The sequence below is a fragment of the Rhizobium sp. CFBP 13644 genome, assembly GCF_014842165.1.
GTDB lineage: Bacteria > Pseudomonadota > Alphaproteobacteria > Rhizobiales > Rhizobiaceae > Agrobacterium > Agrobacterium tumefaciens_C.
The window spans coordinates 100,099-113,724 of sequence record NZ_JACYVF010000010.1; the positions used below are offsets into that span (position 1 = coordinate 100,099).

Genomic DNA, 13,626 nt, shown 5'->3' on the forward strand with positions numbered 1-13,626 from the left:
AGCGGCCAATGGGAGGAAAGATGAGACATTTCTTTGCAACAGTAGCGGTGGGTGCTTTGTTAATCGGCGCCATGCCGCTTGATGCTTTCGCCGAAACTCCGAAAGACCAGCTGGTGGTCGCGACCACGATGAGCAACATTCTGACGCTCGACCCCGCAGCTATTACCGGCCGTGAGACCGTGCAGGTCTTGAACAATGTTTACGACACGCTGGTGACACTTTCGGATAAGGATAGAAGCATTCAGCCCCGCCTAGCAGAGCGTTGGGAGGTTGCTGAAGACCGCAAATCCATCACCTTCCATCTGCGAAAAGATGCTAGCTTCGCATCCGGCAATCCGGTAACCGCGCAGGATGTGGTGTGGAGCCTGAAGCGTCTCCTGGTCCGCAATCTGGCCCAGTCGTCCTTCTTGAAGACCCGCGGCTATAAGGTCGAGCAGGCGGACACGCTTTTTGTGGCAAAGGATGAGCAGACCTTCGTTCTCAATCTGCCAAAACCGGATGATCCAAATCTGCTTCTGATGATCCTTGGGCAGAATGGTCCCGGCACCATCATCGATAGCAAGACAGCGATGGAGCATGAAAAAGACGGTGATATGGGTGCCGCATGGCTGACTCTGAACTCGGCGGGTTCCGGCCCGTTCAAGCTCGGTCAGTGGAAGTCCAATGAATTCATCATCCTGACCCGCAACGATGATTTCTGGGGCGAAAAGCCCGCGATGAAGCGGGTTCTGATGCGCCATCTGCCGGAATCACAATCGCAGCGCCTGATGCTTGAAAAAGGCGACATCGATGTTGCCTATTCTTTGCAGGCACCGGACCTGACGTCGCTTCAGGCAGACAAGGAAATTGCCATCGAATCCACGCCCGGTTCAGGCTTTTACTATCTCGGCGTTTCGATGAAAGACGAGCGATATGCCAACAAGAAGGTACGGGAAGCGCTGCGTTATCTGATCGATTACGAGGGGCTCGATAAGGCGGTCATGCCATTCTACGGCAAGTTGCACCAGCGCCCCATCAGCACCGGCGTTCTCGGCTCGCTGCCGGATCAGGGCTTCAAGCTCGATATACCCAAGGCAAAGGCGTTGCTGGCGGAGGCTGGTTACCCGCAAGGTTTCAAAACCACCCTGCGCGTTCTCTCCGAAGATCCGTTCATGAAGGCCGCGACGGCAATCCAGAACACATTGGCGCAGGCGGGCATTCAGGCCGAGCTGATCAGCGGTTCCGGCGACCAGATTTACGGCGCGATGCGCGAACGTAAATTCGAGCTTCTGGTCGGTCGTGGCGGCGGTGGTCAGCAACCGCACCCGGACAACAATCTGCGCTCCCTTGCCTATAATCCCAACAATGCCGATGAGGCCAAGCTCACCAACTACCAGAGCTGGCGCACGAGTTTCTTCGATGAGAAGCTGAACGCGATGATCGAAGCGGCGCTGGTGGAGCGTGACCCCGCCAAGCAGGCCAAAGCCTATGAAGATATCCAAGCCTATATGAATGACGCGGTTCTCTCGATCCAGCCATTCTCCGAAGTGGTGGATACAGCCGCCTATCGCAGTGATGTCAAAGGCATGATCGTCAGCCCTTGGTATTCCCGTTTTGAAGGCGTCAGCAAGGAACGCTGATCGGCATATGCGTCATCCCCTGCTGTTGCGGGGGATGACGTTGCAATGCGATGCTTCAAGCCTGACACACTGACCCGTATCGCTCGACCACCGTCGAGAGCACCTCGTCAACGGGCCGGGCGTTCCAATTGTAGGAGAAAATCTCCACCTCTTGCGGGCCGAAGAAACCGGCCTGTTCGATCATGCGGCGAAAGCCCTTGATATCGATGACGCCGTCCCCCATCATGCCACGATCATTGAGGGGATCAGTCGTTGGCACTAGCCAGTCGCAAATGTGGTGCGCGAGGATCTGGTCGTTGCGGCCCGCGCGTGCCACCTGCTCTGCAAGCTCCGGGTCCCACCACACGTGATAGACATCAATCGCAACGCCTGTGCCAGCTCCTAATCTGTCGCAGAGATCGAGCGATTGTTTCAGCGTGTTGAAGCATGCGCGGTCGGCGGCATAGAATGGGTGAAGCGGTTCTATGGCGAGCGGAATGCCAGCTTGCCTCGCATAGGGCAAAAGCTCTGCCATGCCATCTTCCACCATCTGTCGGGCGCCGGCGATGTCCTTGGAGCCCGCAGGCAATCCACCGACAACAAGAACAAGGCAATCGGCCTTGAGAGCTGCCGCTTCATCGACGGCGCGTTTGTTGTCGTCAATAGCGTCTCGGCGGCCTTTCGCATCCGCTGCCGGGAAAAAGCCACCCCGGCAGAGGCCACTCAGGCGAATTCCGTTCTGTTCAACGATGCGGGCCGCTTCCGCAAGGCCCACGCCGTGGACCTGATCTCTCCATGGCGAAATGGTGGTAATGCCATGGGCAAGGCAGGCGTCTACCAAGGTGCCGAACGCACCTCCCTGTTTGATGGTCGCGAAATTGATTGAAAGACCTTCAAGGCTCATATGGTCTTCTCCCCCGATTGAAGCGTTCGAAATGTTGCCTGTGCTGCGGATTGCGCAACGCCAAGGCCCTTGGCGGCTAGCACTGTTTCCAGGCGAAGCTCACCCTTTGCGATGTGCAGACGCGCGCGCCCTGCATGATCTGCGTAGAGATCACCATGCGCGGAAAGCCATGCGGCATTTTCAGTGTCCGAGGCCCCCTGCATGCCATCGACATAATGGTGTCCATTGCGCTCGATATGGCCAAGGCCGGTCAATGCCGCCAGCGCCAGATCCTGCTGCACCGCGATGCCCGCTTGTGTCGTCAGGTCTTCCGCCGATATGAAATAGCCACCCGCCGTTGCCGCATTCCATTGTTCCACACGCATTCTGTTGAGAAGGGACCGGTAGAAGCCCTTGCAGGATTTGGAGGATACGCCGAGATAACCTTGTGCCTTGGCCTCAAGAAACGCATCCTTGGTGCCATCGGACTCGTCGATCTCAAGCGCAACGCGTTTGGCCAATGTCTTGACCGGTTTTGACAGTGCAACGGTTCGAATGATCGGCTGCTCGATGAACAGAAGCGATTGACGCAATCGCTGAAGCCCCGGTTCTGCTTCGATGCGGTCCATCAGTTCGATGACGGCTGCCTCATCCGCAAACTGCTCGTTCCCGTCCAATGTGACCTTGTAGGTCGGCAGGCAGTCGAGAACGGCTGCGATCTGGATCAGACGTTGTGTGTCTTCCAGCGGCCTGCCAGATAGTTTCAGTTTGAAATAGCGGACGCCATAGGTCTCGATTTCTTCGCTCAGGCATTCCGGCAAACCATCATTGCGGCGGGCGGAGTTCATGTCTGCCGGCGTCAACGCATCGACATAGCCCACCGTGTGGCGAAGATGGATCGTCTTTTTCGGCTGCAACCGGCTGAGGAAGCCCGACACATCGAAGCCCGCGAGATCAGGCGTCGTCGATGTGTTGATACCGGGCAGATTGATGCAGATGGCATCCGCAATCGTCAGATCGTGCAGATGGCAGAGGCCATCCAGTATAGCGCGGTCTACCAGCGCCAGGCCGAAGGAAGCAATCAAACCGTTCAGACCTTCCGCTGATGCCTGCTCATGCTGCTGTGGCTCAAGCGCGGCATGAAGGCTGAAGGCGGTGGCGGGTGCTGCCTCTTTCGCAAGCTGTGCCGCCATATGCACGGAGCGGCGCAATTGCTGCTCATTGTCGGCGTTGCTGAGGTCGACGTTCTTGTCGAACCATTTCGGCACCATCAGCTCGGCGGCATATCCTGCGGCCGTCCTCCCGCTGTCATCCTCTATGATGACGGAAAGGAATATCTGCGCCGCCTCCGTGACCGTTGCTGCGCCAAAGCGAAATGGCATGCGCATGCTGAGACGCCGCTCGAAGATTGCGACGTCTTTTACCTTCAAAACGGGTGCGCTGGCCATCTCAATGCACGCCCCTGACGGCCAGCAGATTTTTCATGCGTCTCGTCGCATCATCCGGGTCTGCCAAAACATTGGCCTTGTCTGCCAGGCGGAAAAGCTCGGCGAGATGCTGCGTGGAGCGCGTGCTTTCCTGCCCGCCGATCATGGTGAAATGGTCCTGCAGGCCGTTCAGATAGGCCAGAAACACGACGCCTGTTTTATAAAAGCGGGTCGGGGTTTTGAAAATGTGGCGCGACAGCGCGACTGTGGGTTCGAGAACCGTGAAGAAATCGGCAGTGTCGCCCCGCTTTAAACTCGCCAGAGCCTTGGATGCGGCAGGCGCAATCGCATCGAAAATGCCGAGCAGCGCATCGGAATGGCCCTGCTCATCACCCGCTATCAGTTCGGCGTAGTTGAAGTCATCACCTGTGTACATGCGCACACCTGGTGGCAAGCGGCGACGCATGGCGATTTCTTTTTCTTTCGACAGAAGCGAAATCTTGATGCCATCGATCTTGTCGGCGTTTGCGGCCAACATATCAAGGCAGGTATCCATGGCCGCCATATGGTCGCTTGCGCCCCAGTAGCCCTCAAGGGCCGGGTCAAACATTTCACCGAGCCAATGAATGATGACCTTGTCACTGGCATGGGCCAGAACACGCGAGTATGTTTCCAGATAATCATCCGGCGATGTTGCGTTGGCGGCAAGTGCACGGCTTGCCATCAAGATGACACGCCCGCCTTCACCCTGAACAAAATTCAGTTGCTCCAGATAGGCATCAACGATCTGGCTCAGACTATAGTGCGTGCCAGTCAGATGATCCGTTCCAACGCCGCAGGCAATCAGCGCATCCTTGCGGGTCGCGGCTTCTTTCAGCGATCGGGAAATGAGTTCCTGCGCCTGCGGCCAGCCAAGCCCCATGCCGCGCTGCGCGGTATCCATGGCTTCCGCGACGCCAAGGCCCAGATCCCAGAGACGATGGCGAAAGCGTAAGGTTCCCTCCCAATCGATGACCGGTGTGAGCCACGGGTCGTTGTCTGCGAAAGGGTCGGCCACGACGTGGGCGGCGGCATAGGCCACGCGGTTGAAGTCGGATGGCTGGCGCTTTTCGAGTGCAATCGGTGTGCCGCTGAGCCTGTAGGTTTCAATTGAGCGGTCGTCTTTCGGCAGTTTGAGCTCGGTCATGTCAGCCTCCTCAAACGATTGCGGGAACGTCGAGCCAGCGGCGCTCCTTCCAGGATTTCAGGCCAAGCTCGGCTAGCTGCACGCCCTTGACACCCTCCATCAACCCGTAAGGCCAAGGCGCATCCTCGGCCAGATGTCGCACGAACATTTCCCACTGCGCCTTGAAGCCGTTATCGTAAACCACATTGTCTGGCACTTCCTGCCAGGTCTTGTAGAAATCGATGGTTTGCGGCTGGTCCGGGTTCCAGACCGGCTTTGGCGTGTTTGTGCGATGTTGCGTCCAGCATTTTGTAAGGCCAGCAACTGCCGAGCCATGGGTACCATCCACCTGGAATGTGACCAGATCATCTCGGCGAACCCGCACCGCCCAGGACGAGTTGATGTGGGCAATCACGCCGCCTTCCAGCTCGAACGTGGCGTAAGCGGCGTCATCCGCATCGGCCACATAGGCGTTGCCCTGCTCGTCAAAGCGTTGGGGAATGTGGGTAGCACCAAGGCAGTTGACGGCTTTGACCTCGCCAAAAAGATTGTCGAGCACATAACGCCAGTGGCAGAGCATATCGAGAATAATGCCGCCGCCATCTTTCTGGCGGTAGTTCCAGGATGGGCGCTGTGCTGGCTGCCAGTCACCTTCAAAAACCCAATAGCCAAACTCGCCGCGCACCGACAGAATTTTACCGAAGAAGCCACTGTCGCGCAGCATGGCAAGCTTGCGAAGCCCGGGCAGGAACAGCTTATCCTGAACCACACCGTGCTTGATGCCAGCGCTTTCCGCTAGTCTCGCAACAGCCATGGCCTCCTCGACATTGTCGGAAATGGGCTTTTCGCAATAGACATTCTTGCCAGCCTTGATGGCCTTGGTCAGCAGGCTGCCGCGCATCTGCGTCGTGCCTGCGTCGAAAAACAGTGTGTCATCGGGGTTTGCGAGAGCGGCATCGATGTCCGTCGTCCATCGCGCCACATTGTGTTTGCGGGCAATCTCTTCGATTTTCGAGCCATTGCGACCCACAAGGATGGGGTCCAGCATGACCTTTTCGCCGCTCTTCAATGTCACGCCACCCTGGTCGCGAATAGCAAGAACGGAGCGAACGAGGTGCTGATTATATCCCATACGGCCGGTAATGCCGTGCATGATGACGCCGATACGCTGCATGAAATTTTCCTCCCAAGGCGCCTCACTCCCGTTAAGGCGCAATCTTCCGTTTTCGAAAATTTGTAACCAGTTGGTTATTTGTGATTGGGAAACAGTATTTCTGTCAAGAAGATTTTCGTGCGAAAAATCACGGCTTAAATCATCCGAGCGGCTGGCCTGATGGCTGCCAGCACCTTCTACCTCATCCCTATTTCGCACTTGCGAAGTACGGAGCGTTTGTTCTTGCTTGGAAAATTTGGCTGGCCGTTCAAAATGGCCGCAGTGCAGCAATGACGGTGTTGACGATATGCTGTCCCCAGCGCTCCAGCTCCGCAGGCGCTGCCAGATCGCGCTGGAAGATCGTGGACAGCGTGAAACGGTTGGACAGGTAGAAAAAGCCGAGTGAGGCAATTGTCAGATAGACATCGACCGGGTCCAGACCAGCGCGAAAATCGCCGGTCTTTTCGCCACGCAGCAGCACGTCCTTCAGCTCCGAAATGAAATTGGAATGCATTTCAGGAATGCTGGTGGATTGGCGCAAGTATCTGGCCTGATTGAGATTTTCCGTTGCCAGAATGCTCAGAAATTCCGGGTGGTCGAGAAAATAATGCCAGGTAAAGAGGGCAAGCTCGCGCAGGCCATCAACCGGCTGTTTGCGCGCAAGGTCCAGCCGGTGCTCGGCATTGCGAATGTGTTGATAGGCGTCTTCCAGCACCGCCAGATAGAGCGCGTCCTTGTCACCGAAATAGTGGTAGATCATGCGTTTGTTGGTGCCAGCACGTCTGGCCACCACGTCAATCCGCGCCCCGGCCAAGCCCTTGGCTGCAACCTCACGGCGGGCGGCTTCGAGAATGGCCGCACGGGTGCGTTCCGGATTTCGTGATTGGACGGCCGGTTTTCGTGTGGTCACACGCTTCTTCTTTTCCGCCTCGTCGATCACGTTTTCTGAACTAATTTTTTTGGCTTCATCCATTTTTAGTGACCGCTTGACAACGCTGTTGAACAGTGATCCCATGTAACCAGATAGTTATAAAACGGCAAGCGCTGTTTATCAGCATCATTTAATTTGGCATTCAATTAGGGAGGAGTTGCCAATGTCCATGATGATTCAAAGACGTGCGGTTTTGACCGCGGGTCTGGCCGCACTGTCGCTCGCGACAGTGGGTGGGGGATCTGCATTTGCGCAGGCGGCGCGTATTCGCCTGCTCTGGTGGGGATCACAAGAGCGTGCCGACCGCACGAACAAGGCGATAGCCGCCTTCAAACAGGTCAAACCAGATCTCGATATCGCCGGTGAGTTCGCGGGCTGGTCGGACTACTGGCCCCGCCTTGCCACGCAGGTCGCCGGTCGCAATGCGCCTGACCTCATTCAGATGGATTACCGCTATATTTTCGAATATGCGCGGCGCGGTGCTTTGGCGCCACTCGATGAGTATCTCGGCAAAGGCTTGAAGATCGATGATTTCGGTGCGCCGAACATCGATTCTGGCCGAGTCGATGGCAAGCTTTACGGCATCAATCTCGGTGTGAATTCAAGCGCGGTGTTCTTCGATGCCGCAGGCTGGGAGAAAACTGGTGCCAAGCCGCCATCAGCGGGGCAAACCTGGGAGGAGTTTGCAAAGAATGCGGTTGAGTTCGGCAAAAACAAGCCCAAGCCCGGCTACTATGCCACGGCTGATGCGAGTGGCGTTGAGCCAAGTTTTGAAAACTGGCTGAGACAGAACAAGAAATCTCTTTTCAGCGAAGAGGGCGGCATTGGCTATAATGCAAAGGATGCGACGCAATGGTTTGCGATGTGGGCCGATATGCGTGAGGCCGGTGCCTGCGTTCCTGCCGATATTCAGGCGCTCGACCAGTTGAACATTGAAAGCAATCCGCTGACGACTGGCAAGGCGGCAACCGCGTTTGCGCATTCCAACCAGTTCGTTGGATATCAAACGGTCAATAAAGCGAAACTGTCGATCACATCATACCCGAAGGTTTCCAAGGATACGCCGTCAGGCCACTACCTCAAGCCTTCTATGTTGATGAGTGTGGCCAATGGCAGCGCTGGCATCGCGGCGGCGGTTGATTTCATCAACTTTCTCGTGGCCGTGCCTGAAGGGGTTGATATTCTGGGCGTCGAGCGTGGCGTGCCAGCTTCCGCTTCCATGCGCGACCAATTGAGCCCGAAGCTCAACGATGTCAGCAAGGCGATGGTGGAATATATCGCCGAAGTCACCCCGAATGTCGGGCCGTTGCCGCCCGCACCGCCTCCGGGCGCCGGTGAGTTTGCCTTTGTTCTCAAGCGCACCTCGGAAGAAGTCGCATTCGGCAAGATCACTCCGGAGCAGGGCGGCGAAAAGCTCGTCAAGGAAGCGGAAACCGTTATCAAGCGGAAGTAACACTCATGACGTTCCAATCTGATACGATCCAGAGGGAGGGCCGCGCCGCGGCTCTCCCAAGGCAAGGCCGTGTGCGCAAGATGTTCGACCGGAATGTTCACGCCTATGTCTTTCTGCTGCCCTGGTTGATCGGCTTTTTCGGGCTGACACTCGGTCCGGCGCTGGCTTCGCTCTACCTGTCTTTTACGAATTACGATCTGCTGCAATCGCCCGACTGGGTCGGTGCGGCCAACTATGTGCGGATTGCCACAGCGGACCCGAAATTTGCCGCCGCAATGACGGTGACCTTTACTTACGTCATTCTTTCGGTGCCGCTGAAGCTCATTTTCGCGCTGATGGTTGCGATGGCCTTCAATCGCGGCATCAAAGGCCTGACGATGTATCGCGCGGTGTTCTATCTGCCATCGCTGCTGGGATCGAGCGTGGCCATAGCCGTTCTGTGGCGCCAGCTTTTCGCGTCCGATGGTCTTGTTAACATGGTGCTGTGGCAACTCTTCGGCTTTGAAGGGCCAAGCTGGATTTCAAACCCGAACTACTCCATTTACACGCTGGTCATTCTGTCTGTCTGGCAGTTCGGCTCGCCGATGATCATCTTCCTTGCCGGTCTTCGTCAGATACCGCAGGATATGTATGAGGCAGCGGATATGGACGGCGCTGGTAAGGCGCGTCAGTTTTTCCGCATAACCCTGCCGTTGTTGACGCCGGTCATCTTCTTCAATGCGGTGATTCAGACCATCGATGCCTTCAAGGCTTTCACGCCAGCCTTCATCATATCCGATGGCTCCGGCGGTCCCATCAACTCGACGCTGTTTTACACGCTCTACCTCTATCAGGAAGCCTTCGGTTTCTTCCGCATGGGCTATGCCTCCGCACTGGCGTGGATACTGGTTATCATCATTTCGCTCTTTACCGCCTTCTCGTTTCTGAGCGCACGATATTGGGTGCATTACGATGACTGATGCCGTCTCATCATTACGTCCCGGCCAAGGGGTGAACCGTCCGCTATGGAAATCGGCACTGCTGCACATGGTGCTGATCGCCGCATCCATTGCCATGATGTATCCCATTCTGTGGATGATCTCAGGCTCTTTCCGCCCGCAGGATGAGCTTTTCGGTTCGTCGTCGCTCATTCCATCCGCAGTGGATCTGGGCGGTTATATCAGAGGCTGGACCGGCCTTCAGGTTTCCTTCGGAAAGTTCTTCTGGAACTCGTTCTTCATTTCAGTGCTCGCCACCATCGGCAACGTGGCGGGCTGCTCGCTCGCAGCATTTGCCTTTGCGCGCCTTCGCTTCGGCGGTCGGAATTTCTGGTTCGCGCTGATGCTCGGCACCTTGATGCTGCCCTACCATGTGGTTCTTATTCCGCAATATATCCTGTTTTTGGAAATGGGGTGGGTGAACACGTCTCTGCCGCTGATCGTGCCGAAGTATCTGGCGACAGATGCGTTCTTCATTTTCCTGATGGTGCAGTTCTTCCGGGGTATTCCGCGGGAGCTGGATGAGGCAGCGGTTATGGATGGGTGTAGCCCCTTCCGCATCTATTGGAAGATCATGCTGCCCCTCTCTTCACCTGTGCTGGCGACCGCCGCGATCTTCTCCTTCATCTGGACCTGGGATGATTTCTTTGGGCCGCTGATCTACCTCAACGATATCAACACCTACACCGTGCAGCTCGGTCTTCGCTCCTTCGTGGACAGCACCGGAAGTTCGGATTGGACGGCGCTGTTTGCCATGTCCAACCTCTCGCTCGTTCCCGTTTTTCTATTTTTTCTCTTCTTCCAGCGCCTTCTGATTGAGGGCATCGCCACAACAGGCATGAAACGCTGAAACATCAAGGCTTGGATAATGAAACCTGTTCGATTTGCGACTATCGGTATCAATCACAATCACATTTTCGGCCAGACGCAATGCCTGCTGGCTGCGGGCGCAGAACACGTCGGCTTTCACGCCATCGAAGACGATCTGGCCAAGGAATACTCGGAAGCTTTCGCAGGCGTACCGCGCGTTGATGACAAACGCCGCTTGCTGGATGATCCCTCCATCGATCTCATCATCACCGCCGCCATTCCCGATGAGCGTGCGCCGCTTGCCATTGAAGCTATGCGCGCAGGCAAGGATGTGATGACGGACAAGCCGGGCATGGTCTCATTTGCCCAGTTGGACGAGGTCAGAAAAGTACAGGCCGAAACGGGCCGCATTTTTTCGGTCCTCTATTCCGAACATTTCGAAAACAGGGCGACAGTGAAGGCGGGCGAGTTGATCGCCGCAGGCGCTATCGGAAAGGTGGTCTCGACCGCCGGTTTCGGGCCGCACCGTCTACGCGCGCCAACACGACCGGCGTGGTTTTTCGAGCGGGCGCGTTATGGCGGCATTCTGGTGGATATTGCCTCGCACCAGTGCGAGCAGTTTCTGTTTTTCACCAATTCCATGACGGCGGACATTCTCTCGGCAAAGGTCTCAAACCGCGCCAACCCGCAATGGCCGGGATTGCAGGATAGCGGAGATATTCATCTTTGCACCGATGATGCCGACGGTTTCATCCGCGTGGACTGGTTCACGCCGGATGGTCTGCCGAGTTGGGGAGACGGGCGTCTTTTCATCACGGGCACGGAAGGCGCAATCGAGATTCGAAAGAATGTCGATATTGCCGGGCGGGCAGGTGGCGATCACCTCTTCCTCACCGACAAGGCGGGCGTGACGCACATTGATTGCGCCGATGTGCCGCTGCCCTATGGCCCGCAGCTTCTGGCGGATATTCGCGCCCGCACCGAAACCGCCATGCCGCAGGCCCGCTGCTTCGCGGCCATGGAAATTGCACTGAAAGCGCAGCAAATTGCGGAGGGCCACAAGCATGGCTAAGCGATACAAAGTCGGTGTCATCGGCTGCGGCATTGGCCGCTCCCATATTTCCGAGGGCTATGCCATGCACCCGGATAAGTATGAGGTTGCCGTCCTGTGCGATCTGGATGAGGCCCGGCTGAATGCGGTGGCGGATGAGTTCAATGTTGTCGGTCGCACAACGTCCTCTGATGCACTGATGGCCATGCCAGATATCGACATCATCGATATATGCACGCCGCCCGCGATCCATACCAAGCTTGTTCTTCAGGCGCTTGCCTGCGGCAAACACGTCGTTTGCGAAAAGCCGTTGACCGGCTCACTCGCAGAACTGGACGAGGTTGTGGAGGCAGAGAAGAGCGCCAAGGGCATGTTGATGCCGATCTACCAGTATCGATATGGGGATGGCGTTCAACAGGCGCGACGCATCATTGAGAGCGGTCTGGCGGGCAAGCCCTATGTCGGAACCGCAGAAACGCTGTGGAACCGGGGCGCGGATTATTACGACAACCCATGGCGCGGGCGTTGGGCAACGGAATTGGGCGGTGTGCTGATGACGCACGCCATACATCTGCACGATATGTTGACCTATCTCATGGGCCCGGTTGACCGTGTGTTTGCCCGCGCTGCGACCCGCGTCAACCCCATTGAGGTCGAAGATTGCGTCTCGGCCAGCCTGCTGATGAAGAATGGTGCGTTGGTGTCTCTGACTACGACGCTCGGCTCCCAGGAAGAAATCAGCCGTTTGCGTCTGGCATTCGAACATGTGACGTTTGAGAGCAACCACTCAGCCTATTCACCAGGTGATGGTCCCTGGCGGATTATTCCCGCCAATGAGGAGGTCGGGGCCAAGATCGCGGAGCTGCTCCGCGACCTGCCGCCGGTTGGCCGCCGGTTCGATGGGCAGATGGCCGCTTTTTACCGCAGTCTTGAAAAGGGCGAAAAGCCGCCGGTAACAACTGATGATGCGCGTGGTTCGCTGGAGCTGATCGCAGCGATCTATCACTCCAACGACATCAATTCTGACGTTGCCCTGCCAATCACAAAGGGCCACCCGAAATACATCAGCTGGCGACCTTAGGTCTGTCGGGAGAAATGATATGGCAAGCAGCATCACTCTTGAAAAAATCGTCAAACGCTTTGGTGCGTTCCCCGTCGTGCACGGCATCGACCTTCAAATAGAGCCTGGCGAGTTCACGGTTTTTGTCGGCCCGTCCGGTTGCGGAAAATCGACATTGTTGCGCATGATTGCGGGGCTGGAAGAAATATCGGAAGGCGATCTCAGCATTGATGGAGAGCGGGTCAACGAGACCGCTGCCTCCAAGCGCGGCATCGCCATGGTGTTTCAGTCCTATGCGCTCTACCCGCATATGAGCGTTTACAAGAACCTCGCTTTCGGATTGGAAACGGCAGGCTACAAGAAGCCGGAGATCGAGGCCCGGGTGAAAAAGGCAGCAGACATTCTGCAAATCAACCCGTTGCTACAGCGCAAGCCCAAGGCCCTATCGGGCGGGCAGCGCCAGCGCGTTGCCATTGGCCGCGCCATCGTGCGCGAGCCGAAGATCTTCCTCTTCGATGAACCCTTGTCCAACCTCGATGCGGAACTGCGGGTTCAGATGCGCGTCGAAATCGCCAAGCTTCACCAGACGCTTGGCAGCACCATGATCTATGTGACCCATGATCAGGTAGAGGCCATGACCATGGCCGACAAGATCGTTGTGTTGAAGGAAGGCCGCATCATGCAGGTCGGGCGGCCGCTTGATCTTTATAACCATCCCGCAAACCAGTTTGTTGCGGGCTTTATCGGTTCGCCAAAGATGAATTTTCTGGCAGCGAAAATGGTGGCATCGGATACCTCACGCCGCACGGTCGAGATCGCTGGACAACAGATTACGCTTGATCGCCCGCTGGAGGCGGCGGATGGCGAAGCGCTGACGTTTGGTATCCGCCCCGAACATATTCAGGCGCAGGAGCAATCCGCGAGCCTCGGGCAGGGGAGCATCCAGCTGGTGGAGCATCTGGGTGGTTCGACGGTTCTTTACACAACCACGGCAGACGGCCAGCCGGTGACGGTGTTGCTTGAAGGGCAGAAACAGTTGCGCATGGGGCAAACTGTTCCGCTCTCCTTCAGTCTCGCCAATGCTCACGTTTTCGGTGCGGATGGTCGCCGGGTCTAGG

The 13,626-nt window shown here is 56.8% G+C and carries 12 protein-coding genes; 7 read left to right on the forward strand and 5 right to left on the reverse strand.

Going from position 1 to position 13,626, the window contains the following annotated elements:
• Positions 1-20 precede the first annotated feature (20 nt).
• The gene (locus tag IFT53_RS20775) at positions 21-1,619 is read left to right on the forward strand and encodes an ABC transporter substrate-binding protein (protein ID WP_192067261.1); all 1,599 of its coding nucleotides are present in this window, start codon (positions 21-23) and stop codon (positions 1,617-1,619) included.
• 55 nt (positions 1,620-1,674) lie between these two features.
• On the opposite strand, the gene IFT53_RS20780 is transcribed toward IFT53_RS20775, so the two are convergent.
• The 5 genes from IFT53_RS20780 to IFT53_RS20800 form a co-directional block, all read right to left on the reverse strand.
• Positions 1,675-2,502 (reverse strand): sugar phosphate isomerase/epimerase family protein, encoded by an 828-nt coding sequence (locus tag IFT53_RS20780; protein WP_192067259.1) that lies wholly within the window; start codon positions 2,500-2,502, stop codon positions 1,675-1,677.
• A complete protein-coding gene (locus IFT53_RS20785) occupies positions 2,499-3,929 on the reverse strand; it encodes a mandelate racemase (protein WP_244656404.1) in 1,431 nt (476 codons plus the stop codon). Before IFT53_RS20785 ends, IFT53_RS20780 begins: the two co-directional genes overlap by 4 nt.
• Before the next feature lies 1 nt (position 3,930).
• Complete coding sequence (locus IFT53_RS20790; protein ID WP_192067257.1) at positions 3,931-5,094, reverse strand: dihydrodipicolinate synthase family protein; 1,164 nt, start codon at positions 5,092-5,094, stop codon at positions 3,931-3,933.
• 10 nt (positions 5,095-5,104) lie between these two features.
• The gene (locus IFT53_RS20795; RefSeq protein WP_192067255.1) at positions 5,105-6,247 is read right to left on the reverse strand and encodes a Gfo/Idh/MocA family protein; all 1,143 of its coding nucleotides are present in this window, start codon (positions 6,245-6,247) and stop codon (positions 5,105-5,107) included.
• Between the two features lie 247 nt (positions 6,248-6,494).
• Entirely contained in the window at positions 6,495-7,199 is a 705-nt protein-coding gene (locus IFT53_RS20800) for a TetR/AcrR family transcriptional regulator (RefSeq protein ID WP_192067253.1), read from the reverse strand.
• 121 nt (positions 7,200-7,320) lie between these two features.
• Here IFT53_RS20800 and IFT53_RS20805 point away from each other — a divergent pair, with 121 nt between their 5' ends.
• The 6 genes from IFT53_RS20805 to IFT53_RS20830 all read left to right on the forward strand — a co-directional run bounded on the left by IFT53_RS20805 (position 7,321) and on the right by IFT53_RS20830 (position 13,625).
• The gene (locus tag IFT53_RS20805; protein WP_192067252.1) at positions 7,321-8,610 is read left to right on the forward strand and encodes an ABC transporter substrate-binding protein; all 1,290 of its coding nucleotides are present in this window, start codon (positions 7,321-7,323) and stop codon (positions 8,608-8,610) included.
• Between the two features lie 80 nt (positions 8,611-8,690).
• A complete protein-coding gene (locus tag IFT53_RS20810; protein WP_431768250.1) occupies positions 8,691-9,569 on the forward strand; it encodes a carbohydrate ABC transporter permease in 879 nt (292 codons plus the stop codon).
• Positions 9,562-10,437 carry a carbohydrate ABC transporter permease gene (locus IFT53_RS20815; RefSeq protein ID WP_192067250.1) on the forward strand — a complete coding sequence of 292 codons (876 nt, stop codon included), beginning with the start codon at positions 9,562-9,564 and terminating at the stop codon, positions 10,435-10,437. Before IFT53_RS20810 ends, IFT53_RS20815 begins: the two co-directional genes overlap by 8 nt.
• Positions 10,438-10,455: 18 nt before the next feature.
• Positions 10,456-11,469: a Gfo/Idh/MocA family protein gene (locus tag IFT53_RS20820; RefSeq protein ID WP_192067248.1), complete on the forward strand. Its 1,014-nt coding sequence runs from the start codon at positions 10,456-10,458 to the stop codon at positions 11,467-11,469.
• Complete coding sequence (locus tag IFT53_RS20825; protein WP_192067246.1) at positions 11,462-12,529, forward strand: Gfo/Idh/MocA family protein; 1,068 nt, start codon at positions 11,462-11,464, stop codon at positions 12,527-12,529. Before IFT53_RS20820 ends, IFT53_RS20825 begins: the two co-directional genes overlap by 8 nt.
• Positions 12,530-12,548: 19 nt before the next feature.
• Positions 12,549-13,625 (forward strand): ABC transporter ATP-binding protein, encoded by a 1,077-nt coding sequence (locus IFT53_RS20830; protein WP_192067244.1) that lies wholly within the window; start codon positions 12,549-12,551, stop codon positions 13,623-13,625.
• The last annotated feature ends 1 nt before the right edge of the window (position 13,626 follow it).

What these genes read in the sequence shown, in the direction of transcription:
- IFT53_RS20775 (WP_192067261.1), top strand. Translation starts at nt 21, where the DNA reads ATGAGACATTTCTTTGCAACAGTAGCGGTGGGTGCTTTGTTAATCGGC.
- IFT53_RS20780 (WP_192067259.1), bottom strand. Translation starts at nt 2,502, where the DNA reads ATGAGCCTTGAAGGTCTTTCAATCAATTTCGCGACCATCAAACAGGGA.
- IFT53_RS20785 (WP_244656404.1), bottom strand. Translation starts at nt 3,929, where the DNA reads ATGGCCAGCGCACCCGTTTTGAAGGTAAAAGACGTCGCAATCTTCGAG.
- IFT53_RS20790 (WP_192067257.1), bottom strand. Translation starts at nt 5,094, where the DNA reads ATGACCGAGCTCAAACTGCCGAAAGACGACCGCTCAATTGAAACCTAC.
- IFT53_RS20795 (WP_192067255.1), bottom strand. Translation starts at nt 6,247, where the DNA reads ATGCAGCGTATCGGCGTCATCATGCACGGCATTACCGGCCGTATGGGA.
- IFT53_RS20800 (WP_192067253.1), bottom strand. Translation starts at nt 7,199, where the DNA reads ATGGATGAAGCCAAAAAAATTAGTTCAGAAAACGTGATCGACGAGGCG.
- IFT53_RS20805 (WP_192067252.1), top strand. Translation starts at nt 7,321, where the DNA reads ATGTCCATGATGATTCAAAGACGTGCGGTTTTGACCGCGGGTCTGGCC.
- IFT53_RS20810 (WP_431768250.1), top strand. Translation starts at nt 8,691, where the DNA reads ATGTTCGACCGGAATGTTCACGCCTATGTCTTTCTGCTGCCCTGGTTG.
- IFT53_RS20815 (WP_192067250.1), top strand. Translation starts at nt 9,562, where the DNA reads ATGACTGATGCCGTCTCATCATTACGTCCCGGCCAAGGGGTGAACCGT.
- IFT53_RS20820 (WP_192067248.1), top strand. Translation starts at nt 10,456, where the DNA reads ATGAAACCTGTTCGATTTGCGACTATCGGTATCAATCACAATCACATT.
- IFT53_RS20825 (WP_192067246.1), top strand. Translation starts at nt 11,462, where the DNA reads ATGGCTAAGCGATACAAAGTCGGTGTCATCGGCTGCGGCATTGGCCGC.
- IFT53_RS20830 (WP_192067244.1), top strand. Translation starts at nt 12,549, where the DNA reads ATGGCAAGCAGCATCACTCTTGAAAAAATCGTCAAACGCTTTGGTGCG.